20 protein-coding genes are annotated in these 20709 nt (G+C 72.2%); 10 read left to right on the top strand and 10 right to left on the bottom strand.

The genetic code is table 11. The annotated features are described in order from the left end of the window. Positions 1-93: 93 nt before the first annotated feature. Genes AB0J46_RS26005 through AB0J46_RS25995 form a run of 3 tightly spaced genes read left to right on the top strand, consistent with a single transcriptional unit; the run spans position 94 to position 1702 of the window. Complete coding sequence (locus tag AB0J46_RS26005; RefSeq protein WP_364336242.1) at positions 94-603, top strand: HNH endonuclease; 510 nt, start codon at positions 94-96, stop codon at positions 601-603. Positions 604-649: 46 nt separating this feature from the next. Further along, the gene (locus AB0J46_RS26000) at positions 650-1477 is read left to right on the top strand and encodes a GNAT family N-acetyltransferase (RefSeq protein ID WP_364336240.1); all 828 of its coding nucleotides are present in this window, start codon (positions 650-652) and stop codon (positions 1475-1477) included. A gap of 9 nt (positions 1478-1486) precedes the next feature. After that, the gene (locus AB0J46_RS25995) at positions 1487-1702 is read left to right on the top strand and encodes a zinc ribbon domain-containing protein (protein ID WP_352360476.1); all 216 of its coding nucleotides are present in this window, start codon (positions 1487-1489) and stop codon (positions 1700-1702) included. A gap of 947 nt (positions 1703-2649) precedes the next feature. Here AB0J46_RS25995 and AB0J46_RS25990 read toward each other — a convergent pair. From AB0J46_RS25990 to AB0J46_RS25980, 3 genes are all read right to left on the bottom strand, one after another. Beyond that, a complete protein-coding gene (locus AB0J46_RS25990) occupies positions 2650-3147 on the bottom strand; it encodes a WYL domain-containing protein (RefSeq protein WP_357980526.1) in 498 nt (165 codons plus the stop codon). A 74-nt stretch (positions 3148-3221) separates the two neighbouring features. Continuing rightward, positions 3222-5060 (bottom strand): dihydroxy-acid dehydratase, encoded by a 1839-nt coding sequence (ilvD, locus tag AB0J46_RS25985; RefSeq protein WP_364336238.1) that lies wholly within the window; start codon positions 5058-5060, stop codon positions 3222-3224. 85 nt (positions 5061-5145) lie between these two features. Next, positions 5146-5955 (bottom strand): thioesterase family protein, encoded by an 810-nt coding sequence (locus AB0J46_RS25980; RefSeq protein WP_364336236.1) that lies wholly within the window; start codon positions 5953-5955, stop codon positions 5146-5148. Between the two features lie 69 nt (positions 5956-6024). On the opposite strand from AB0J46_RS25980, the gene AB0J46_RS25975 reads away from it, so the two are divergent. Then, on the top strand, positions 6025-6738 hold the full coding sequence (locus AB0J46_RS25975; RefSeq protein WP_364336234.1) for a TetR/AcrR family transcriptional regulator: 714 nt from the start codon (positions 6025-6027) through the stop codon (positions 6736-6738). A 23-nt stretch (positions 6739-6761) separates the two neighbouring features. Here AB0J46_RS25975 and AB0J46_RS25970 read toward each other — a convergent pair whose 3' ends face one another. Further along, positions 6762-7589, bottom strand: coding sequence for a nuclease-related domain-containing protein (locus tag AB0J46_RS25970; protein ID WP_364336232.1), 828 nt, complete (start codon positions 7587-7589; stop codon positions 6762-6764). 139 nt (positions 7590-7728) lie between these two features. On the opposite strand from AB0J46_RS25970, the gene AB0J46_RS25965 reads away from it, so the two are divergent. The 3 genes from AB0J46_RS25965 (at position 7729) to AB0J46_RS25955 (ending at position 10104) form a co-directional block, all read left to right on the top strand. Continuing rightward, complete coding sequence (locus AB0J46_RS25965) at positions 7729-9135, top strand: amidase (RefSeq protein WP_364336230.1); 1407 nt, start codon at positions 7729-7731, stop codon at positions 9133-9135. A 98-nt stretch (positions 9136-9233) separates the two neighbouring features. Continuing rightward, a complete protein-coding gene (locus tag AB0J46_RS25960) occupies positions 9234-9479 on the top strand; it encodes a hypothetical protein (RefSeq protein ID WP_364336228.1) in 246 nt (81 codons plus the stop codon). A gap of 238 nt (positions 9480-9717) precedes the next feature. Next, positions 9718-10104, top strand: coding sequence for a DUF5130 family protein (locus tag AB0J46_RS25955; RefSeq protein WP_364336226.1), 387 nt, complete (start codon positions 9718-9720; stop codon positions 10102-10104). Positions 10105-10550: 446 nt separating this feature from the next. Here the strand turns inward: AB0J46_RS25955 and AB0J46_RS25950 are convergent, their stop codons facing one another. From AB0J46_RS25950 to pepN, 3 genes are all read right to left on the bottom strand, one after another. Next, positions 10551-11501, bottom strand: coding sequence for a hypothetical protein (locus AB0J46_RS25950; protein WP_364336224.1), 951 nt, complete (start codon positions 11499-11501; stop codon positions 10551-10553). Positions 11502-11722: 221 nt separating this feature from the next. Continuing rightward, on the bottom strand, positions 11723-13249 hold the full coding sequence (locus AB0J46_RS25945) for a protein kinase (protein ID WP_364336222.1): 1527 nt from the start codon (positions 13247-13249) through the stop codon (positions 11723-11725). A gap of 94 nt (positions 13250-13343) precedes the next feature. Then, positions 13344-15908 (bottom strand): aminopeptidase N, encoded by a 2565-nt coding sequence (gene pepN / locus AB0J46_RS25940; RefSeq protein WP_364336220.1) that lies wholly within the window; start codon positions 15906-15908, stop codon positions 13344-13346. A 90-nt stretch (positions 15909-15998) separates the two neighbouring features. Here pepN and AB0J46_RS25935 point away from each other — a divergent pair, with 90 nt between their 5' ends. Both AB0J46_RS25935 and AB0J46_RS25930 read left to right on the top strand, forming a co-directional pair. Further along, positions 15999-16619, top strand: coding sequence for a disulfide bond formation protein DsbA (locus tag AB0J46_RS25935; protein ID WP_364336218.1), 621 nt, complete (start codon positions 15999-16001; stop codon positions 16617-16619). Positions 16620-16749: 130 nt separating this feature from the next. Next, positions 16750-18153, top strand: a complete 1404-nt coding sequence (locus AB0J46_RS25930; RefSeq protein ID WP_364336216.1) for an aldehyde dehydrogenase family protein — start codon at positions 16750-16752, stop codon at positions 18151-18153. A gap of 19 nt (positions 18154-18172) precedes the next feature. Here AB0J46_RS25930 and def read toward each other — a convergent pair whose 3' ends face one another. Continuing rightward, a complete protein-coding gene (gene def / locus AB0J46_RS25925) occupies positions 18173-18658 on the bottom strand; it encodes a peptide deformylase (RefSeq protein ID WP_364336214.1) in 486 nt (161 codons plus the stop codon). Between the two features lie 90 nt (positions 18659-18748). On the opposite strand from def, the gene AB0J46_RS25920 reads away from it, so the two are divergent. Further along, on the top strand, positions 18749-19216 hold the full coding sequence (locus AB0J46_RS25920) for a ribose-5-phosphate isomerase (protein WP_352323623.1): 468 nt from the start codon (positions 18749-18751) through the stop codon (positions 19214-19216). Here the strand turns inward: AB0J46_RS25920 and AB0J46_RS25915 are convergent. Beyond that, a complete protein-coding gene (locus AB0J46_RS25915; protein ID WP_352360444.1) occupies positions 19213-19359 on the bottom strand; it encodes a hypothetical protein in 147 nt (48 codons plus the stop codon). The two genes, AB0J46_RS25920 and AB0J46_RS25915, sit on opposite strands and share 4 nt — an antisense overlap. A 24-nt stretch (positions 19360-19383) precedes the next feature. Further along, positions 19384-20616: a GNAT family N-acetyltransferase gene (locus tag AB0J46_RS25910; RefSeq protein ID WP_364336212.1), complete on the bottom strand. Its 1233-nt coding sequence runs from the start codon at positions 20614-20616 to the stop codon at positions 19384-19386. Positions 20617-20709: the final 93 nt, after the last annotated feature.

Here is a 20709-nt window from a genome sequence, read left to right as displayed (position 1 = left end):
TGTGACGGAAGCACCAGTGCCCCAGGAGGGGCCGACAGGCGGGACATGCCACGGCATGTCCCCTTTGATACGCGCGCGGCAGGGAGAGGCCCGATGACGCGCCAGGTCCTGCTGCTCAACGCCACCTACGAGCCGCTCACCACGCTCTCGCTCCACCGGGCCATCGTCCTGGTGCTGCGGGAGAAGGCCGACGTCGTGCACCGCGACGGGCGGGGCGCCCAGCTCCGCTCGGCGAGTTGCACCCTCGACGTGCCTTCGGTGATCAGGCTCCGCAGATACGTCCGCATCCCCTACCGGTCCCGAATCCCGCTGACCAGAGCCGCCCTCATGCGGCGCGACGACTACCGCTGCGCCTACTGCGGGCAGCGGGCCGAGACCATCGACCACGTCATCCCGAGATCGCGTGGCGGCACCCACACGTGGGAGAACTGCGTCGCCTCGTGCACGACCTGCAACCACCGCAAGGCCGACAAGTACCTGGAGGAGCTGGGATGGTCGCTGCGCGTCCTCCCGGCGGTGCCGAGGGGCGCCCACTGGCGGCTCATCGGCGCCTCGCTCGTCGGCGATCCTCAATGGGCGCCCTACCTGGAGGCGGCGGCCTAGCAATCCCTTTTGAAGCCGGAGGCCACCGCCTGCCACCATGACGGGTATGTGGACCTTCACCTCCGATCCGGAGGAATTCGCCGCGGTCGCCGAGCCGTTCCTGCTCGGCGACCCGGTCGGCAACACGGTTCCGCTGACCGTCCTGGCCAACCTGCGTGCCGGCCATCCCGCTGACGCCGCCTTCTTCGCCTGGTGGACCGCCGAGGGCCAGGTGCGCGCCGCCGCCTTCCGCACGCCGCCCGCCCCGCTGAGCCTCACGCGCATGCCCGCCGAGGCCGTCGCCCCGCTGGTCGAGGCGCTCGGCGGCGACGTGCCCATGGTCGTGGGGCCGGTCGAGGTGACGGCCGAGGTCGTCCGGTTGCTCGGCGCGCCGGAGCGGACGGTGTCCGAACGGCTCTACCGGCTCGGCGCGCTCGCCGTCCCGTCCGTGCCCGGCCGCGGCCGGCTCGCCGGGCCCGGCGACTTCCCGCTGATGGTGAGCTGGTACCAGGCGTTCGGCGCCGAGGTCGGGCTCGGCGAGGCGCACGACGTCGCCGAGCGGGTCGCCCAGCGGGTGGCCGGGCGCGAGCTGTTCGTGTGGGAGGCCGAGGGCGTGCCGGTCTCGGTGGCCGGGCTCGGCCGGGCGGCCGGCGGCGTGTGCCGCGTCGGACCGGTCTACACGCCGCCGTCGTGCCGCAGGAAGGGTTACGGGGCCGCGGTCACCGCGTACGCCAGCGAAGTGGCGCTGGCCGAGCGGTGCGAGCAGGTCGTGCTCTTCACCGACCTGGACAACCCGACCAGCAACGCGATCTACCGGTCGATCGGCTACGAGCCCGTCTCCGACCATGCGCACCTGACCTACGCCGGCTCCCGCTCACCGGCCACAGCGGGTTAGGCTTACCGCATGCCGCGTTACGACTTCCGCTGCCGCGCCTGCGGCTCCACGTTCGAGGTCTCCCGTCCCATGTCGGCCTCAGACGAGCCGGCGACCTGCCCGGAGGGCCACGGCGACACGGTCAAGCTGCTGTCCACCGTCTCCATGACCGGTGGCGCCGCCGCTCCCCGTCCGGCCGGCGGTGGCGGGGGCGGCTGCTGCGGCGGAGGTTGCTGCTCCTCCTGACCGGCGGGCCCGGGTGAACGCCTCCACGGCCAGCCGGGCCGCCCGTTCCACGGTCGCCACGCCCGTCGCCATGTCCGGGCTGCGCTCCGACAACACGGCGATGAGCAGTTCGTGCCCGTTCAGCACGATCCGGCCCACGCTGTTGACCGTCCACCGCCCGTCGTGCGCGTCCACCGGCAGCCAGCCGTTCTTGAGCGCCACCTCGCCGCCGGCGGCGCTGACGCCCCACGCCTGCGACCGGTCCACCGACGACATGAGGCCCAGCGCCCAGCGGCGGCTCGCGGCCGGCACCGGCCCGGCGGGGTCGGTGAGCTGCTCCAGCACCCGCACCTGGTCCGACGGGTGGCTGAGGGTCATGCCCCACGACAGGCCCGCGCCCGGCCTGGTGTCGCGCACCTCCAGCGCGCCCAGGACCCGGCTGAGCCCCTCCTGGCCGCCGACCGTCATGTACAGCTCGTGCGCGCTCTCGTTGTGGCTCTGGCGGATCATCCGGGAGGCGAGCCTGCGTTCGTACGCGCCGAGCCGCCGGTGCTCGCTCTGCCTGAGCAGCAACAGAGCGAGCAGGATGTCCACCTTGGCCACGCTGGCCAGCACGAACGGCCTGCCCTCAGCGTAGGAGTACCGCACGCCCGTCGCGCGGTCGTACACCGACAGCGCCACCCGCCCCGGACGGTCCCGCAGCTGACGTTCCAGCGCCCGGTCGAGCGCCCGCCGCGTGGCCGGCGGCAGCAGGCGTTCCACGGCCACCGCCTGGCGGTGCGCCACGATCGGGAGCGGGGCCGGACGCGGGCCCGCCGCGCAGGCGGACACGACGACGGGCAGCAGGGCGGCGATGAGCGAGATCCCCCGGACGCGCATGTGCGCGAGCCTGTCACGCCCCGCACCAACGCCCGGGGGCCCGAGGGTCAAGCTTGCGGCAGGTTACGCCGCGGTGCTGCACCCGTGGCTCATGCCGCGGTGGTGCGCCGGCGGCGGCGCTGGAAGGGCAGGAACCGGTCGGCCAGGTGCGGCCGCGACGGGGTCAGGGTGGGCTCGACCGCGATGATGCGGTCGAACCGGAACGCCCTGATGGCCCGCCGCATCCGGCACACGCCGACCAGGTACCAGTATTCGCGGTGGACCAGGCAGGTCACCGGCTCGACGTCGCGGGAGGTGACGGCCCCCGAGGCGTCGCGGTAGTGGAGGCGGATCATGAGGCGGCTGGTGATGGCGTCGGCGATGAGCCTGGCCCGGGAGGCGGTCTCCACGGGCAGCGGCTCGGTCAGGGTCGCGAGCGTGGTCGCGATGACGTCGTCGTCGAGCTCCAGGTGCTCGAGCGCGTGTTGCAGGCCGCGCCGTGCGGCGACGGCCTGCGGGCCCGCTCCGAGGTGAGCGAGGGAGAGGGCGATGGCGGCGATCTCGGCGGTCGTCAGCGGGCGAGTCTCGTCCTTCACGACTGTCGTCATACCCCAAGAATAGGGACGACCACCGACAATTTTCGAAAATCTGTGCGGTGGACCGGGGGTCCACCGCACCCTAACTATCGGGACAGCTGCGACAGATCACGCGAGGCGCCGGTCGAGGCGGACGTGGTCATCGCCGCGTACGCCTGCAGCGCCACGCTCACCGGACGGTTGCGGTCGCGCGGCCGGTAGCCGCCCAGGTCGGCCAGCAGCCGCTCGCGCCGCGCGGCCAGCTCGGCCTCGGGCACCCGCAGCTCCATCGACCGGCCGGGGATGTCGATGTCGATGACGTCGCCGTCCTCGACCAGCGCGATCGTGCCGCCCTCGGCCGCCTCCGGCGAGGCGTGCCCGATCGACAGCCCGGACGTGCCGCCGGAGAAGCGGCCGTCGGTGACCAGCGCGCACGCCTTGCCCAGGCCCTTGCCCTTGAGGAAGGAGGTCGGGTAGAGCATCTCCTGCATGCCGGGGCCGCCCTTGGGGCCCTCGTAGCGGATGACCACCACGTCGCCCTCCTTGACCCGCCCGCCGAGGATGCCCTCGACGGCCTGCTCCTGCGACTCGAACACCACCGCGGGCCCGCTGAACTTCCAGATCGACTCGTCGACCCCCGCGGTCTTCACCACCGCGCCGTCGAGCGAGATGTTGCCGTAGAGCACGGCCAGGCCGCCGTCGGCGCTGTAGGCGTGCTCCAGGTCGCGGATGCACCCCTGCGCCCGGTCGAGGTCGAGGGAGTCCCAGTGGTTGTCCTGCGAGTACGCCTTCACCGTGCGCACGTTGCCCGGCGCCGCGTGCCACAGCTCGACGGCCTCGGGCAGCACGGTCGGCGACTTGACGTCCCAGGCGGCCAGCGTGTCGGCCAGCGTGCCGCCGTTGACCGTGGGCACGTCGCGGTGCAGCAGCCCCGCCCGGTCGAGCTCGCCCAGGATGGCCGGGATGCCGCCGGCGCGGTGGACGTCCTCGACGTGGTACTTGCTGGTGGCCGGGGCGACCTTGCACAGGCACGGCACCCGCAGCGAGATCTCGTTGATCTCCTTGAGGCCGAAGTCGACCTCGGCCTCGCGGGCCGCGGCCAGGATGTGCAGGATCGTGTTGGTCGAGCCGCCCATCGCCACGTCGAGCGCCATGGCGTTCTCGAATGCCGCGCGGGTGGCGACCGAGCGCGGCAGCACCGACTCGTCGCCGTCCTCGTAGTAGCGGCGGGTGATCTCGACGAGCTGGCGGCCGGCGTCCTCGAAGAGCTGCTTGCGCCGCTTGTGGGTGGCCAGGATCGTGCCGTTGCCGGGCAGGGCCAGGCCCATGGCCTCGGTCAGGCAGTTCATGGAGTTGGCGGTGAACATGCCCGAGCAGGAGCCGCAGGTCGGGCAGGCGTTCTCCTCCATCTCCAGCAGCTCGTCGTCGGACACCGAGGCGTCGGCGGCGGCGATCATCGGGTCGATGAGGTCGAGCTTGCGGCCCGGCGTCTTGCCGGCCTCCATGGGGCCGCCGGAGACGAAGATCGTGGGGATGTTCAGCCGGAACGCGGCCAGCAGCATGCCCGGCGTGATCTTGTCGCAGTTGGAGACGCAGATCAGCGCGTCGGCGCAGTGGGCGTTGACCATGTACTCGACGGCGTCGGCGATCAGCTCGCGGGACGGCAGCGAGTAGAGCATGCCGCCGTGGCCCATCGCGATGCCGTCGTCGACGGCGATCGTGTTGAACTCGCGCGGGATCGCCCCCGCCTCGCGGATCGCGGCCGAGACGACGTCGCCGACCTCGCGCAGGTGCACGTGGCCCGGGACGAACTGGGTGAAGCTGTTGGCCACCGCGATGATGGGTTTGCCGAAGTCGCTCCCGGCTACGCCGGTCGCCCGGAGCAGGGCCCGGGCGCCGACCATGTTCCTGCCGTGGGTGACCGTACGTGACCTGAGGGCCGGCATTGTGCTTCTCCCATCATGAGGCGAGTCTTCACATGTTACGGCCACCCGCCCGGCACCTGAGACGCGTGTCCACTCCCCGGACGGCTCAGTCCGGCAACCGTACGGCCGCGAGCTGGGTCGCCTGGGCCACCAGCCGGCCCTTGGAGTCCCACACGTGGGCCACCTCGTCCATGCGGTCGCCGCCGACGTCCGTGGCCGACAGGCGGACCCTGATCGGGCCGGGGGCGGGCAGCCGGCGGATGTAGGCCGAGAGCTGAATCGTCGGCACCCAGCCGGACAGCCCGAGGTCGAACGAGACCGGCGGCACCGGGTCGAGCGCCACCAGCAGGCTCAGCGGGTCCCAGTCGGAGCCGTCGGCCAGGCGCTGCCAGCTGGCGATCTCGCCCTTCCTGGTCGGCGCCCCGAACGCGAACGCCAGATGCGCCGGATCGACGCGCTCCTCGACCACGGCCATCAGCGGCACGGCGAAGTCCGCGCCGGGCGGGTCGGTGGGCGCGAGGAAGCAGTCCTCCTCGGCCGGCAGCTCGACCGGCGGGAGCGAGGTCCACCAAGGGTCGCCGTCGTCCAGGACGCCGAGCGTGACGTGCGACTCGACGCGCACCCTGCCCTCCTGGGCCGGCGAGACCCGTACCTGGGCCAGGCTCCGGCCGATCCGCAGCGGCTCCACGCGCACGTCCGCCGGGCCGGGCGCGGGCGGCTCGACGAAGGCGCCGCTCACGGCGGTCACGTGCGGATGCCGCTCGCCGGCGCCGCTCTGGCAGGCGGCGCGGGCCAGCACCGCCAGCAGGTAGCCGCCGTGCAGCTTGGTGCCCACGCTCCACTGGGCGTCCAGCGTGGCGCCGAACTCGTCCGCGCCGCGGGCGACCAGTGCAGTCGCCTCCCCGAAAGTCCCCATTTTTCGCGATATCCCTTCCGCAGAAGGTCAGATTGACATCGTCAACCTGACGGCGTCAATCTGAGATCCATGACCGCTGCGAGACGTGTGCGCGCCCGGCGCGGAGAAGGCGGCCTGCTGCGGGAGGAGATCCTGCGCGCGGCCGAGGACCTGCTGACCGAGTCCGGCAGCGAGGACGCCCTCACCCTGCGCGCCGTCGCCCAGCGCGCCGGGGTGTCCACGCCCTCGGTCTACCTGCACTTCGCCGACAGGGAGGCGCTGCTGGAGGCCGTCTGCCTGCGCGTGTGGGACGAGTTCGGCCGGATGTTCAGCGAGAACCTGACGGGCGACCCGTTCCTCGCGCTCGGCCGCTGCGGACGGGCCTACGCCCGCTTCGCCCTCGACCATCCCGTGCAGTACCGGGTGCTGATGATGCGGCCCTCGGCCGTGCAGGGCGTGCCGCCGGCCGCCGCCGCGTGCTTCCGCCACATGGTGGACGCCGTCGCCGCCTGCGTGGCGGCCCGCGTGCTCGAAGGCGACCCCGAGGAGCTGGCGCTCGGCCTCTGGTCGGCCGTGCACGGCTGCGTCTCGCTGCTCATCGCCCAGCCGTCCTTCCCCTGGCCCGAGGACCGGGAGGCGCTGATCGACCACATCGTGCGCATCGCCGGGGTGGGCACGGCCCTGCTGTCCCGCCTGCCGGACGTCCTGCCGCCCAGCGGCGTGCTGGCCGCCGAGCTGGACGACTTCGGCGCCCGGCTGTCGGCGAACACGTCGGCGGGCGTGAAAAAACCCCGCGGAGCGTGACTCCGCGGGGTCGGCCGGCCGGCCTAGCCCTCGCCGTACCGGGCGGGCAGGACCTGGGCGGCGATGTCGTAGAGCCGGTCGATCTCGGCCGGGGTCAGCGCCCGCTCGCGCTTGGTGATCCACTTGCGCGCCCGGTCGCCCTGATAGACGTCCACGCCGCGGATGGTCATGATCTTCCACGGCACGGGCGGCCCGTAGATGGCCAAGGACGGCACGACGACGACCTCGCGGCCGAACGCCTTGCTGATCAGCTCGCTGGCCTGGGACGCCTCCCACTTGGCCTCGGTCAGCCTCGGCTTCATGTCGAAGGGGCCGTGGAAGAGCTTCTTGCCCGACTGGACGCGGACGGGAAGCCGTTTGTCCCACTTCTCGGAGTCCACGGCGTAGACGCCGGTCGGACCCACCACGAGGTGGTCGATCTGGGCCTCGCTGCCGGGGATCGCCCTGGCGTGCAGGGTGCGGTAGCCGCTGCGCTCCAGCCTGCGGAGCTGCCCCTCGGTACGCCGCTCGGCCACGGACGCGCGCCGCCACGCCGGCACCGTGGAGTGGGACCGCGCGCGGTAGACCGCTTCGAAAATGGCCGCGACCACCCCGGCGGTCACGCCCAGACGCCAGTCGCGCAGCAGGAAACCCACCACGATCGCCACGCCGATCGCCACGAGCGCGCGATTGCGCATGCGGCGGAACCGCGGCTCCTGGAGCAGGTCACGCACGGACGCGCGTTCCACGGGCGCGTAGGTGGTGGTGGGCGCCGATGGTGTCGCGGCGGCGGTGCGCTCGCCCTCTGGCCGGTCGCTCACCCAGATGGGTGACGCGTTGTGACCGTCTTCTCGCTGGTTGTCGGAGTCCACGTAACTCACCGTAGCTCGGAGATCGGAATGATTCCTAGTGTTGACCTGTCCATAGTTTTATGGCCCAGCTCATCGTGTTCCACTCATGTTTTCGGGGTATGTCTTACGTTCTTCTCTAGAGATGCCTAGTGTGCCGATCGTGCGAGAAATACACGAGCTTTCCGCGCTCGAGCAGGCCCGGGCCGTCCGCGACCGTGACGTCTCACCGGTCGAGCTCGCCCAGCACTATCTCGACCGGATCGAGCGGATCGATCCCTCGGTCGGCGCGTACGTCACCGTGACCGCCGAACAGGCGCTCGACCAGGCGCGCCGCCTGGAGAAAGACCTGCCTGACGGGCCGCTGGCCGGGGTGCCGATCCCGGTCAAGGACCTCAATCTGGTCAAGGACGTGCCGATCACTTTCGGCTCGGCGGTCTACCGGGGGTTCGTCGCGCCGGTGGACGACACGGTCGTGACCCGGCTGCGCGAGGCCGGCACGGTCATGCTGGGCAAGACCGCGACCCCCGAGTTCGGGCTGCCCTGCTACACCGAGACCGACGTCTCGCCGCCCGCCCGCTCGCCCTGGGACCTCGGCACGTCGGCCGGCGGCTCCAGCGGGGGAGCGGCCGCCGCCGTGGCCGCCGGGCTGGCGCCGGCCGCCCAGGGCAGCGACGGCGCGGGCTCGATCCGCATCCCGGCCTCCGCATGCGGCCTGTACGGCATCAAGCCCACCCGCGGCCGGATCAGCTTCGCCCCGATCATCCCCGACCTGGCCGGCATGTCCACGAACGGCCCGATCGCCCGTACCGTCGCCGACGCCGCGGCCCTGCTCGACGTCATGGCGCACAACGAGCCCGGCGACCTCTACCTCGCGCCCCGGCACGAGGGCACGTACCTCGCCTGCGCCGGCCGCGACCCCGGACGGCTGCGCATCGCCCGCTACGCCGACCCAGTCGTGCCGGGGGCCGAGGTCGATCCCGAGGTGCTGGCCGCGTACGAGGGCGCCACCGCGATCCTCGCCGGCCTCGGGCACGAGGTCGTGGAGATCCCCAGGCCGTTCGGTGCGGACCTCGTGCCGCAGTTCGTCACCCTCTGGTACACCTTCGCCTGCATGCACCCGGTCGCCGACGACCAGGGGCACCTGCTCAGGTCGCTCACCCGGTGGCTGCGCGAGCGCGGCCTGGCCACCACCGCCCCCGCGTTCCTCCAGGCCCAGGCCGCTCTCCAGCTCGCCACCCGGGGCGCGCTCACGATCACGAACGCCTACGACGCGGTGCTCACCCCGACCCTCACCCAGCCGCCCAGGCCGGTCGGCTGGTTCGAGGACGTGGACGACGTCGAGGAGACGTTCGAACGCATGAAGCGCTTCGCCGCCTTCCCGGCGATCTACAACGTCAGCGGCCAGCCCGCGGTCAACCTGCCGCTGCACTGGAGCGCCGAGGGCCTGCCGATCGGCGTCATGCTGGCCGGGCGGATCGGCGGCGAGGGCACCCTGATCTCGCTGTCGGCCCAGGTCGAGGCGGCTGTGGGCGGGTTCTGGGGCGAGCGGCGGCCGTCCGTCTGGTAGGAGGGTCCCGTACGGGTCTGGCCGGGCACCCGCCGGAGGATTACGTTCGTCGTGTGAACAGCGCGGCGGAAAGTCTGCTCTTTCTCATCGGGGTGTCCTTGGGGCTGTTCGTACTGATCAGCCTGCTGGTCATGGTGCCGGGGCGGGGCTCGTCCCGGGTGGCGGAGCCGGGCCCGGTGTGGCTGGGCGGGCCGTCCGGGAGCGAGCACGGCGTGAGCACGTCGACCCGGGTGCTGGCCGACGGCGCCGCCCCCTGGGCACGGACGCCCGAACCCGACTGGGCGGCCGCGGCCATGACCGTCGAGCCGCACGAACCCCTCGGCGGCGCCTCGGCAGGCTGGTGACACAACGATGCCCCCCTCGAACCACCCCTCTGAGCAGCCCTTAGAGCAGCCTTTCGAGCAGCCCTCTGAGCAGGCACCGAAGCGCCCCCCCTTGGAACAGCCCTCGGAGGGACCTCCGACACAGGCGTCAGAGCGGGCTTTGGAGCGGTCGTTGGAGGGCGCATCGGCGCAGGCGTCAGAGCGGCCCTTGGAACGGCCCCCGACACAGGCTTCGACACAGACTTCGGCGCAGGCACAGATGCGGACGCCGACCCGTGCGCCGAGGCGGGCGCTGACGACGGCTCAGGTCGACGATCTCAGGAGGGCCGTCCAGAGGGCCGAGCGGCGCAGCGGGTTGCGCTTCGGCGTCTTCCTGGGCGAGCCGGTCGGCGCGCGACGGCACTTCGCCGAGCGCCTGCACACCGCCCTGGGCGCCGAGTCGGCCGACGCCGTGGTCGTGTTCGTCGATCCGGCGGGACACGCCCTGGAGATCGTCACCGGCGCGAACGCGAGGCGGCGGCTGAGCGACGGTGCCTGCCGGCTCACCGCCCTGTCGATGGCCACCGCCTTCAGCGCGGGCGACCTGATCGGCGGCCTCCTGCACGGCATCACCGCCCTCGCCGACCAAGCCACCCCCCACCACTGATGGCCCTCCCTCCGAACCCGGCGTGCCAACCTGGTGGGCGCGGCCACGCAGGTGCCCTCCATGTGCAGCCACGGCCCCCTTCGCTCCAAGGGACACCGCACCCTTCGGCTCAATCACGCTTCCCACGGGCACCCCTCGGTCCGAAGGCACCGCACCCTGCGGTCCAGCCACGCTGCCGCGCGGCACTCTTCCGCGCAGCCACGCTGCCGCGGGGCACCCTTCGGGGCGGCCACGCTCTCACGCGGCCCCCTTCCGTGCTGGACATACCACCGCCGTCGGCTCAGATGTGCTGTGTCCTGCGGCGGCTCAAGGGTGCGGCCCTTTGCGGCCCGGGTGTGCTGCTTCTTCGGCCCGGAGGCGCTGTGCTTGGCGGCGGTCAGGTGTGCCGTCCCCCCGCACCTGAGGGGGACGTGCCCGTCGGCTCAGGTGTGTTCGGGGGTGTGTGGTCAGGCGCGTTGCAGCAGGGTGACGACGTGGTCGCTGACGCCGGCGAGCAGGCTGGACGGTTCGATCGGCGCTCCGGCCACGGCCGAGAACAGGGCGGGTAGCCCCGGGAGCGGGAAACCGTCGTCCTTGGCGGCCGCGGCGCCCACCGCGTTCTTGTCCAGCGCCGTCCGGCTGCGCTCCCAGGCGTCGAGCACCTCCTCCGGCGACGGCACGCCGAACCCGTGCCCGACGGGCGCCGCGTGCCGCAGCCGGACGAGCGGCGTCTCGGCGAAGGTCAGCGCGGTACGGGCGCGTACCTGCAGGTCGGCGCGGGGCTCGGGGTCGATCCAGTCCATGGCCGTGCAGGGGTTGCGGCAGGTCGCGACGCAGACCGCGAGCGCGCCCGCGAGCTGGCTGTGCTGCCGGTCGAAGTAGGCCCGCCAGCCCTCCCCGGGTTCGACCGACACCCGCAGCGTGCGGTTCGTGGCCGACTGCTCGGACTTGGTGTGGTCGCACTCACGGTCGCCGATCACGCCGAACCTGCTCCCGGGCGCGCTCAGCCCGGCGGGCCAGCGGGCCGGGTCGCCGGCGTGGCCGAGCTGCGGCTCGAAGGCCAGCAGCGGCAGATATTCGCTGGCGATGTGCACGGCCGCGATCATGGGGCTCAGCTCCCGCCGGTGCCAGCGGACGGCGATCACCTCGAGCAGCAGGCCGTAGGCGGGCTTGAGCGACTCCAGGGCCCCGCGCGGCTGCTCCCGCGGCGTCTGCGGCATGTGGCAGGCGCGGGCGAGCCGGCGCAGGTCGGCGGGTACGGACCTGGCCTCGGCGGCGAAGTCCTCGGCGTCGAGCGAGAGCAGCCGCTGCCCGAACTCGCACACGTCGGAGATCTCGGCCGTGGGAGCGAGCGCCCCCAGGTCGGCGAAGGCGTACCGGCGGGCGAGGGCGATCAGCAGCTCACGAGTCGAATCCACGCGAAGACTTTCTCACGATCTTGCAGCAGTCACGGACATGGGGCACGCACGCACCAGACGCCCCGAAGCGGTCACCGGCTGGGGGTGCGTACGCCCTGGGTGGCCTGGAAAGGTCACGGGCTCGGGGTGCGTGGGCGCCGGGCGTCCTGGAGTGGTCACGGACGTGGGGTGCGCACGCACAGGAAGCTTCGGAGTGGTCAGGGACACGAGGTGCGCACTGGTTACGGGCATGGGGCGCGTACGCATTGCACGTCTTCCGGCGGGCTGGTGACCGTGGGCTCGTCCGTGGGCTCCTCAGGGGGCTGGGTGGGCTCCTGTGTCGGCTCGGGCTCCGAGGTGGTCACGGTCGGCGTGGGCTTCGGCGAGACGGTGGGCGTGGCGCTCGGGGTGGTGGGGGCCACGGTCGGGCCGGGGGTCGCGCTGGTGGTGCCGCTCGGCTTGGCGCTCGGCACGGCCTTGGTCGGCGGCGCGGGCTGCTTGGTGGTGTGCTCGGGGCTGCTCGGGCTGTGGACCTGCGTGGTCTCGTCGGCGGGCGGCAGCACCTGGCCCGTGCTGGCGGGCTCGGCCGGACGCAACCACACCGACCCCGCCACGGCGGCCGACACCACGACGGCGGCCGCCATCGTGGCCAGGGCCGTCAGCGTGCGACGACGGCGGGAGCGGCCGCCGGCGGGGGCCGATGGCATGGTGAGCGGCGAGCCGGGTTCGGCCACGGGCATGACGCCCGTCGGCTGAAGGCCCGGGTGGGAGCCCGTGGGGAGGCCCGGATGGGAACCCGTGGGAAGACCCGCGTGGGAGCCCGTGGGCAGACCGGTGTGAGGGTCCGTGGACAGGCCTGTGTAGGAGCCCGTGGGGAGACCCGTGTGGGAGCCCGTCGTGGGCGGGGTCGCCGGAGGGCTGGTGAGCGGCGGGCCGGGCAGGGCCGCGCCACTGACCGACGCGCGGGCTGCCCGCGCCATGTCGGACGCCGAGGACCAGCGCTGCGCCGGATCCTTCTGCAGCGCCCGCGTCACCACCTGGCGCACGGCCGGCGGCAGGTCGGCGGGCGGCTCGGGCACGGGCGCGTTGAGATGCTTGAAGATGATCTGCACAGGGGTGTCCCCCTGGTACGGCAGCCGCCCGGTCAGGCACTCGTACGCCACCACGCCCAGCGCGTAGACGTCGACCGCCGGGGTGACCTCGTTGCCCGCGGCCATCTCCGGCGCGCAGTAGGCGGCCGAGCCGAGCATGGTGCCCGTGGCCGTGAGATGACCGGCCGAGCCGGAGTGGGCGACCCCGAAGTCGGTCAGCGCGACCTGCCCGTCGGGCCGGACCATGAGGTTGGCCGGCTTGACGTCACGGTGGACGATGCCCTGGGCGTGGGCCGCGGCCAGCGCGTCGCCCACCTCGGCGACCAGGCGCATGGCCTCCTCCGCGCCGAGCGGGCCGCGCCGCAGCACCCGGTCGAGCGACTCGCCCCGGACGTATTCCATCACCAGGTAGCTGACCCGGCGCCCGTCGGCCTCGTGGACGCCGTAGTCGTAGACGCCGACCACGCCGCGGTGCCTGAGCGTGGCCATGGCCCTGGCCTCGTTCTGGAAGCGCTGGGTGAAGGTGGGGTTCTCCGACAGGGCGGGCATCATCACCTTGACCGCGACGGCCCGGCCCAGCACCAGGTCGTCGGCACGCCAGACCTCGCCCATGCCGCCGCCGCCGAGGCGGTCGGCCAGCACGTAGCGGTCGTTGAGCGTGGTACCGGCGCCTAGCACGTACTTGAGGCTAACACCCGGTCTCCGTGCTCAGGCCGTATTCGCCGCAGCGCGAAGCCAGGTCCCCGCCGGGTGTGGCGGGGACCCGGACGGATCAGGCCGACGCGGCGTCGGTCGCGCGGTTGCGCAGAGCGCGGCTGACGCCGTCGGCGCCCTCCAGGATCAGCCTGCGCAGGGCCTGCGGCGGCTGCTCGGCGGCCAGGAAGTCCTGGGCCGCCTTGACCGTGGCGGGCTCGATGAGCAGCGCGGGGAAGCAGTTCATGGCGAACGTCGAGGCCTTCTCGAACGTCCACTCGCGGTAGACGCGCCCAACCTCGGCGAAGTACTTCTCCCGGTACGGCTCCAGCAGCTCGGCGTGGTGGGCGTCCTGGAAGCCGGCGATGGTGTTGCGGGCGATGTGGTTGGCCAGGTCGCCGCCCACGATCCGGTCCCAGGCCGCCGCCTTGGCCTCGGCCGTCGGGATCGCGGCCCGGCACAGCGCGGCCGACCGCTCACCCGTCGCCGTAGGGTCGCGCTCCAGCTCGGCGGCGATGTCGGGCTCGCCCAGGCGGCCGCCGGAGACCAGCGCGGCCACCAGCGTCCAGCGCAGGTCGGCGTCGACGGTCAGGCCCTCGGGCACGCCGGTGCCGTCGAGGATGGCCTGCAGCAGGTCGAGGTCGGCGCCGGAGACCGCCACCGGGGCGAACGCCTGGAGGAAGGCGAGCTGGTGGTCGGAGCCGGGCGCGGCCGAGCCGATCAGCGAGCGCAGCTCGGCGGCCAGCAGCGCCTCGCCCTCGGCCCGCCAGGCCGGCGCGGCGTACTGCTGGACGGCCTGGCGCGCCTGGCGCAGCACCGCCTGCAGGACCGTGATGTCGGAGACCGTGCCCGCGCCGGAGACGACCAGCCTGACGTAGTCGCGGGTGGACATCTCGCCGTCGCGGGTCATGTCCCAGGCCGCCGACCAGCACAGGGCGCGCGGCAGCGACTCGGTGAAGGCCGCGATGCCGCCCTCGACGAGCGTGCGCAGGGAACGCTCGTCCAGCCTGATCTTGGCGTAGGTCAGGTCGTCGTCGTTGAGCAGCACCAGGTCGGGCTGCTCGGCGCCGACGAGCTCGGCCACGCCGGTACGGGCGCCCACCACGTCGAGCTCGACCCGCTTGGTGCGGGTGAGCACGCCGTCGGCCAGCGAGTACAGGCCGATGGCGATGCGGTGCGAGCGCAGCGTCGGGTAGTCGGCCGGGGCCTCCTGCAGCACCTCGAAGGAGGTGAAGCGGCCGTCGGACACCTCGAAGGAGGGCCGCAGCGTGTTGACCCACGCGGTCTCCAGCCACTCCTTCGACCACGACGACAGGTCGCGGCCCGAGGTGCGCTCCAGGGCGGCGAGCAGGTCCTTCAGCTCGGTGTTGCCCCAGGCGTGCTCGGCGAAGTAGTCGCGCACGCCGGCCAGGAAGTTGTCCAGGCCGACGTAGGCGACGAGCTGCTTGAGCACCGAGGCGCCCTTGGCGTACGTGATGCCGTCGAAGTTGACCTCGACCGCCTGCATGTCGGGGATGTCGGCGGCGATCGGGTGGGTGGAGGGAAGCTGGTCCTGGCGGTAGGCCCAGGACTTCTCCACGTTGGCGAACGTGGTCCAGGCGCCGTTGCCCCAGCGGGTGGCCTCGGCCTGGGCCAGCACGGACACGTACGTGGCGAAGGACTCGTTCAGCCACAGGTCGTCCCACCAGCGCATGGTGACCAGGTCGCCGAACCACATGTGGGCCATCTCGTGCAGGATCGTCTCGGCGCGCCGCTCGACGACCGCGTCGGTCACGCGGGAGCGGAAGACGTAGTCCTCCAGGAACGTCACGCAACCGGCGTTCTCCATCGCGCCGGCGTTGAACTCGGGCACGAAGAGCTGGTCGTACTTGGTGAAGGGGTAGCGGACGCCGAACACCCGGTGGAAGAAGTCGAAGCCCTGCCTGGTGACCTCGAAGAGGTTGTCGGCGTCGAGGTGCTCGCCGAGCGAGGCGCGGCAGTAGAGCCCGAGGGGGATGCCGTCGTGCTCGGAGGTGACCTTGTAGTAGGGCCCGGCCACCAGCGCGGTGATGTACGTCGAGATCACCGGCGTCGGCTCGAACTCCCAGCGCCTGGCCGCCTGGACGCCGCCGTGGCGCCCGGACTGCCCTTCGAGGTCCTCGACCTTGGCCGCGGCGCCGTTGGAGACGACCTCCCAGTCGGCGGGGGCCAGCACGGTGAGCTGGAAGACGGCCTTGAGGTCGGGCTGGTCGAAGCAGGCGTACATGCGGTGGGCGTCGGCCGTCTCGAACTGGCTGTGCAGGTAGACCTTCTGGTCGACCGGGTCCACGAAGCGGTGGAGACCCTCGCCCGTGCGCATGTAGCTGCAGTCGGCGTCGACCAGCAGCTCGTTGGACTCCGCCAGCGAGGGGAGCGGGAAGCGGCCCTTTTCGGCGTCGTAGGAGGAGACGTCGAGGTCGGTGCCGTTGAGGGTGACCTTGCGCACGTTGGCGCCGTGCAGGTCGATGAAGGTGGAGGCGCCCGGGCTGGTGCTGGTGAAGCGCACCGTCGTGACGCTCTCGAAGCGCTCGTCCCCCTCCGTCAGGTCGAGTGCGACCTCGTACGACTCGACCTTCAACAGCCGGGCGCGCTCGCGAGCCTCGTCCCGGGTCAGGTTGCCTGCCAAGTTGCGCTCCTTTTCACCACTTCGTTGTAGTTTGTCGGTATCCTGCCACGCCGGGAATAGGACCTCGACACCCTCAGGTTATGGCCCCACGTGACTGAGAAGATTCCCGTGGACCTGTGGTTCGATCCTTTCTGCCCTTTTGCCTGGGCGACGTCACGATGGCTTCTCGAAGTGGAGAAGGTACGCGCCGTCGAGCCGCGCTGGCACGTCATGAGCCTCAACGTGCTCAACGAGGGCAAGGACGTGCCCGACTCCTACCGTGAGGCCATCGCCAGGGCCATCGAACCCGTCCGCGTGGTGGCCGCCGCGCGGGCCGCGCACGGCGACGAGGTCGTCGGCCCGCTCTACACCGAGCTCGGCACGCGCCTGCACAACGAGCGCGGGATGAAGGACCTCAGCCGCCTCGGCGAGCTGATCGAGGACTCCCTGGAGGCGATCGGCCTCAGCCGCGACCTCGCCGCCGCCGCCCACTCCACCGAGTGGGACGACGCCGTACGCGCCTCCCACCAGGAGGGCATCACGCTGGTCGGCCAGGACGTCGGCACCCCGGTCATCCGCGTCGGCGCCAACGCCTTCTTCGGCCCCGTGATCACGTCCATCCCGAAGGGCGAGGACGCGGGCAGGCTGTGGGACGGCGTGCTTCTCGTCACCGAGTTCGAGGACTTCTTCGAGCTCAAGCGCACTCGTACCAGACAGCCCACCTTCGACTAGATATGTCGCCCCCGCTGGGGTAAGACTCATACCCTGGCGGTAGGTTCGCGGGCGCGCGGAGGATGAGGAATCCCCCTCCGCTCGATCCGTGGTCTCGCCGGCCCCACGACGTGCACGCGAGGATGGCCCCATGCGCCAGCTGTATATCGACGGTTCCTGGAACGCCTCTACGTCAGACGAGTCCATCGAGGTCGCCAACCCGGCCACGGAGGAGATCATCGACCGGGTGCCGGCGGGCACCCCCGACGACGTCGAGGCGGCGGTGTCGGCGGCGCGTGAGGCGTTCCCGGCCTGGTCCGACACCTCGGCGGCCCAGCGCGGGAAGCTCCTCGGCCACGCGGCCGAGCTGCTCAAACAGCGCGCCGAGAGCGTCGCGGCGACGATCGCCACCGACATGGGCGCGCCCCTCGGCTTCGCGCTCAAGGTGCAGACGCTGATGCCCGCCGCCGTCCTGTCCTCCTACGCGCAGCTGGCCGAGAGCTACCCGCGCGAGTCCCGCATCGGCAACTCGCTGCTGGTCAAGGAGCCGATCGGGGTCGTCGCGGCGATCACGCCCTGGAACTATCCGCTGCACCAGATCATCTGCAAGGTCGGCCCCGCGCTGGCCGCCGGCTGCACGGTGGTGCTCAAGCCCAGCGAGGTGGCGCCGCTGGCGGCGTACGCGCTGGCCGAGATCCTCGACGAGGTGGGCCTGCCGCCTGGGGTGTTCAACCTGGTCAGCGGGCGCGGCCCGGTCGTCGGCGAGGCGATGGCCGCCCATCCCGACGTGGACATGGTCTCCTTCACCGGCTCCACCGTGGCCGGCCGACGGGTCGCCGCGCTCGCCGCCGAGACCGTCAAGCGGGTGGCGCTGGAGCTCGGCGGCAAGTCGGCCAACATCATCCTGCCCGACGCCGACCTGGCCACGGCCGTCAAGGTCGGCGTGGCCAACTGCTTCATCAACGCCGGCCAGACCTGCTCGGCCTGGAGCCGCATGATCGTCCACCGCGACCAGTACGACGACGCCGTCCGCCTGGCCGTCGAGGCGACCCGCAAGTACACCGTCGGCGACCCCTTCGACGAGGGCACCCGGGTCGGGCCCCTGGTGTCGGCGGCCCAGCGCGACCGGGTGGTCCGCTACATCAACCGGGGCCAGGAGGAGGGCGCCAGGCTCGTCGCCGGCGGCACCGAGCGCCCCCGCGAGCGCGGCTTCTACGTCGAGCCCACGGTCTTCGCCGCGGTCGAGCCGGGCATGACGATCGAGCAGGAGGAGATCTTCGGGCCCGTGCTGGCGATGATCCCGTACACGAGCGAGGGCCAGGCCGTGGAGATCGCCAACGCCACCAGGTACGGCCTGGCCGGCGCGGTCTGGTCGGGCAGCCAGGAGCGCGCGGTCGCCGTCGCCCGCAGGCTGCGCACCGGCCAGGTCGTCGTCAACGGCGGCCAGTTCAACCCGCTGGCCCCCTTCGGCGGCTACAAGCAGTCGGGCGTGGGCCGCGAGCTGGGCGAGTTCGGCCTGGAGGAGTACCTGGAGATCAAGTCGCTGCAGCTGTAGGCCCCCGGCCCGCCGCGGCCTACGCGCGCAGCATGATCCTGCGGGCCTCGTCCTTCGGCAGGCGGTCGACGTACAGCCTGCCGTCGAGGTGCTCGGTCTCGTGCTGGAAGCAGCGCGCCAGCGAGCCGCGGGCCTTGATGCGCACGGGCCGCTGGAGCCGGTCGACGCCCTCGACGGTGACGCCCGCGGCCCGCGCCACGGGGGCGTAGATCGGCGTGCGGGTGCGGCGGTCGGGCACCGACAGGCAGCCCTCCTCGTCGGAGACCTCCTCGGCGTCGTCGACGGTCAGCACGGGGTTGGCGACATGGCCCTTGCGCCCGGCGATGTCGTAGACGAACAGCCGCCGCGACACGCCGATCTGCGGACCGGCCAGGCCCACCCCGTTGACCGCGTACATCGCCTGGAACATCTCCTCGATCAGGCGGCGCAGCTCGCGGTCGAAGTCGGTGACGGGCTCGGCGGGCGTGCGCAGCACCGGATCGCCGACGACGCGGATCTCACGCATGCGTCTCCACTTTCGTAAGGACTGGGGAACGGTAGGGGTCCTTACTCTAGCCAGCGAGTGGGATCGGCGGGGCTGTGGAAGACTGGACGGGTGCGTGTCTACATCGGTGCCGACCATGCCGGCTATGAGCTCAAGAACCACCTCGTGTCCTGGCTCAAGGACCACGGCCACGAGGTGACCGACTGCGGTCCCTTCGTCTACGACGCCGAGGACGACTATCCGGCGTTCGTCCTGCGCGCCGCCGAGGGCGTCGGCGGCGACCCCGGCAGCCTGGGGGTGGTGATCGGCGGCTCGGGCAACGGCGAGCAGATCGCGGCCAACAAGGTGCGCGGCATCCGCGCGGCCCTGGCCTGGAGCGAGGAGACCGCCTCGCTGGCCCGCGAGCACAACAACGCGAACGTCGTCAGCATCGGCGCGCGCATGCACACGACCGAGGAGGCGACCAGGTTCGTCGAGGTCTTCCTGACCACCTCCTTCTCCGGCAGCGAGCGCCACAGCAGGCGCATCGCGCAGCTGACCACCTACGAGACGATCGGCCAGCTGCCCTCGCTGCCCTAGGTCTTGCGCCTGGCCTCGCGCCGGGGCGTCTCGTCGCGCAGGGGCCGCCGGTCGGCGGCCTCCTGCTGCTCCTTCGACGGCCTGGACACGTCGCGGGCCCGCATGGCGATGGTCGCGGTGATCTGCAGACTTTGCAGGGCCATGCTCAAGAGCCTACGTCGTGTGTCTCAGAACACCAGCCCGGCCAGCGGCTTGGGGCTCCACGCCATGGCCGCGGCCAGCGCCCGCACCGCGCCCGGCGTGTGCTCGCGCAGCAGGCCCGCGTCGAGCTGCGCGCCGAGCAGGCCGTCGCCCATGTACGCCGAGCCGAGCGCGGACACCGGCACCGTCAGGTGCGGCTCGTCGTCCACCGGCTTGCACTCCGCGCCGGTGGTGTCGGCGGTGAGCCGCCGGCGGCCGGCGTTCCACGGGCACACGTCGTCCTCGATCTCGATCACCAGGTCCACGGGGGCCGCGTAGGCGCGGGCGGTCAGGGCCCGGTCGACGTCCACCAGGCGTACCCACAGCTCGTCGGACCAGGTCGCGCGCAGCTGGCGGGAGTCGGCGAGCAGCGCGATCAGGGCGTCGTCCACCGGCCGGGCGTACGCCTCCAGCCTGGTGATCAGGTCACGGTCCAGCATGTCGCGCCACAGCAGGGCGTAGGCCGCCGGATCGATCGCCTCCAGCTCGAACACCCGCAGCTCGCCGCTGGGCACGCCGTTGGCGTCCCACGCCGACTTGGTGCGGAACAGCGCGTAACCGCGCACCTCCTGGTCGTCCTCGGCGAGCACCGCGCGCAGCGAGCCCCAGCCGCCCCTGTCGTGCTCCTCGTCGGCCAGGAAGGCGTCCCAGACGTGCCGGGTGCGCTCGTACCGGCCCGGACGCCGGGGCACGACGGCGGCGAACAGCTTCTCGAAGTCGGCCCTGGCCTCGGTGGGGGAGACCACCCTGAGCCGGAGCGCCGGGTCGGTGGGGGCGTCCCGCACGAAGGCCGAGCGATGCTTGTCAATCTTGTACGACAGTTCGCTGGCCGCCCTGCCGTACCCGAACCTGCCGTAGATCAGCGACTCGGAGGCGTAGAGGGCGGCCACCGACTCGCCGCGGTCGCGGATGTCGGACAGCTGCCGGCGCATCAGCGCGGACAGCACGCCGCGGCGGCGGTGCGAGGGAAGCACGCTGACCGCGGTCACCCCGCCCACGGGGATCTGGCGTCCGCCGGGGACGGTCATCGTGAGGCTGAAGACGGACGTGACGCCCGCCATGGTGGTGCCGTCGAAGGCGACCAGGGCGCGGTCGAACTCCGTGGCCGCCTTGTACCGCTCGTCCTGGGTGGGATGCGGCGTCCAGCCGAACCCCTCTGCGAGCACGCCGGCGAAGCCCGGCCACTCGGATTCGTCAATGGGACGGATCGGATAGGTCATCCGTCCACGGTAGGAGCGGGCAAAGGGGGACGGCCACCCAATATCCGTGCTTAATGATCAAGGCCTTGGTCAAGTGGGCTGCCCAAACAGGGG

The sequence above is a fragment of the Nonomuraea sp. NPDC049758 genome (genome assembly GCF_040674635.1).
Lineage (GTDB): Bacteria > Actinomycetota > Actinomycetes > Streptosporangiales > Streptosporangiaceae > Nonomuraea.
Note: the sequence above shows the minus strand (reverse complement) of the source record. Positions and strands in the feature narration are given on the sequence as shown.

Coding starts and splice junctions, on each gene's coding strand:
- AB0J46_RS25955 (WP_364336226.1), top strand. CDS start 9,718: ATGCGGACGCCGACCCGTGCGCCGAGGCGGGCGCTGACGACGGCTCAG.
- AB0J46_RS25975 (WP_364336234.1), top strand. CDS start 6,025: ATGACCGCTGCGAGACGTGTGCGCGCCCGGCGCGGAGAAGGCGGCCTG.
- AB0J46_RS25910 (WP_364336212.1), bottom strand. CDS start 20,616: ATGACCTATCCGATCCGTCCCATTGACGAATCCGAGTGGCCGGGCTTC.
- AB0J46_RS25990 (WP_357980526.1), bottom strand. CDS start 3,147: ATGACGACAGTCGTGAAGGACGAGACTCGCCCGCTGACGACCGCCGAG.
- AB0J46_RS25915 (WP_352360444.1), bottom strand. CDS start 19,359: ATGGCCCTGCAAAGTCTGCAGATCACCGCGACCATCGCCATGCGGGCC.
- AB0J46_RS25995 (WP_352360476.1), top strand. CDS start 1,487: ATGCCGCGTTACGACTTCCGCTGCCGCGCCTGCGGCTCCACGTTCGAG.
- AB0J46_RS26000 (WP_364336240.1), top strand. CDS start 650: ATGTGGACCTTCACCTCCGATCCGGAGGAATTCGCCGCGGTCGCCGAG.
- AB0J46_RS26005 (WP_364336242.1), top strand. CDS start 94: ATGACGCGCCAGGTCCTGCTGCTCAACGCCACCTACGAGCCGCTCACC.
- def (WP_364336214.1), bottom strand. CDS start 18,658: ATGCGTGAGATCCGCGTCGTCGGCGATCCGGTGCTGCGCACGCCCGCC.
- ilvD (WP_364336238.1), bottom strand. CDS start 5,060: ATGCCGGCCCTCAGGTCACGTACGGTCACCCACGGCAGGAACATGGTC.
- AB0J46_RS25980 (WP_364336236.1), bottom strand. CDS start 5,955: ATGGGGACTTTCGGGGAGGCGACTGCACTGGTCGCCCGCGGCGCGGAC.
- AB0J46_RS25930 (WP_364336216.1), top strand. CDS start 16,750: ATGCGCCAGCTGTATATCGACGGTTCCTGGAACGCCTCTACGTCAGAC.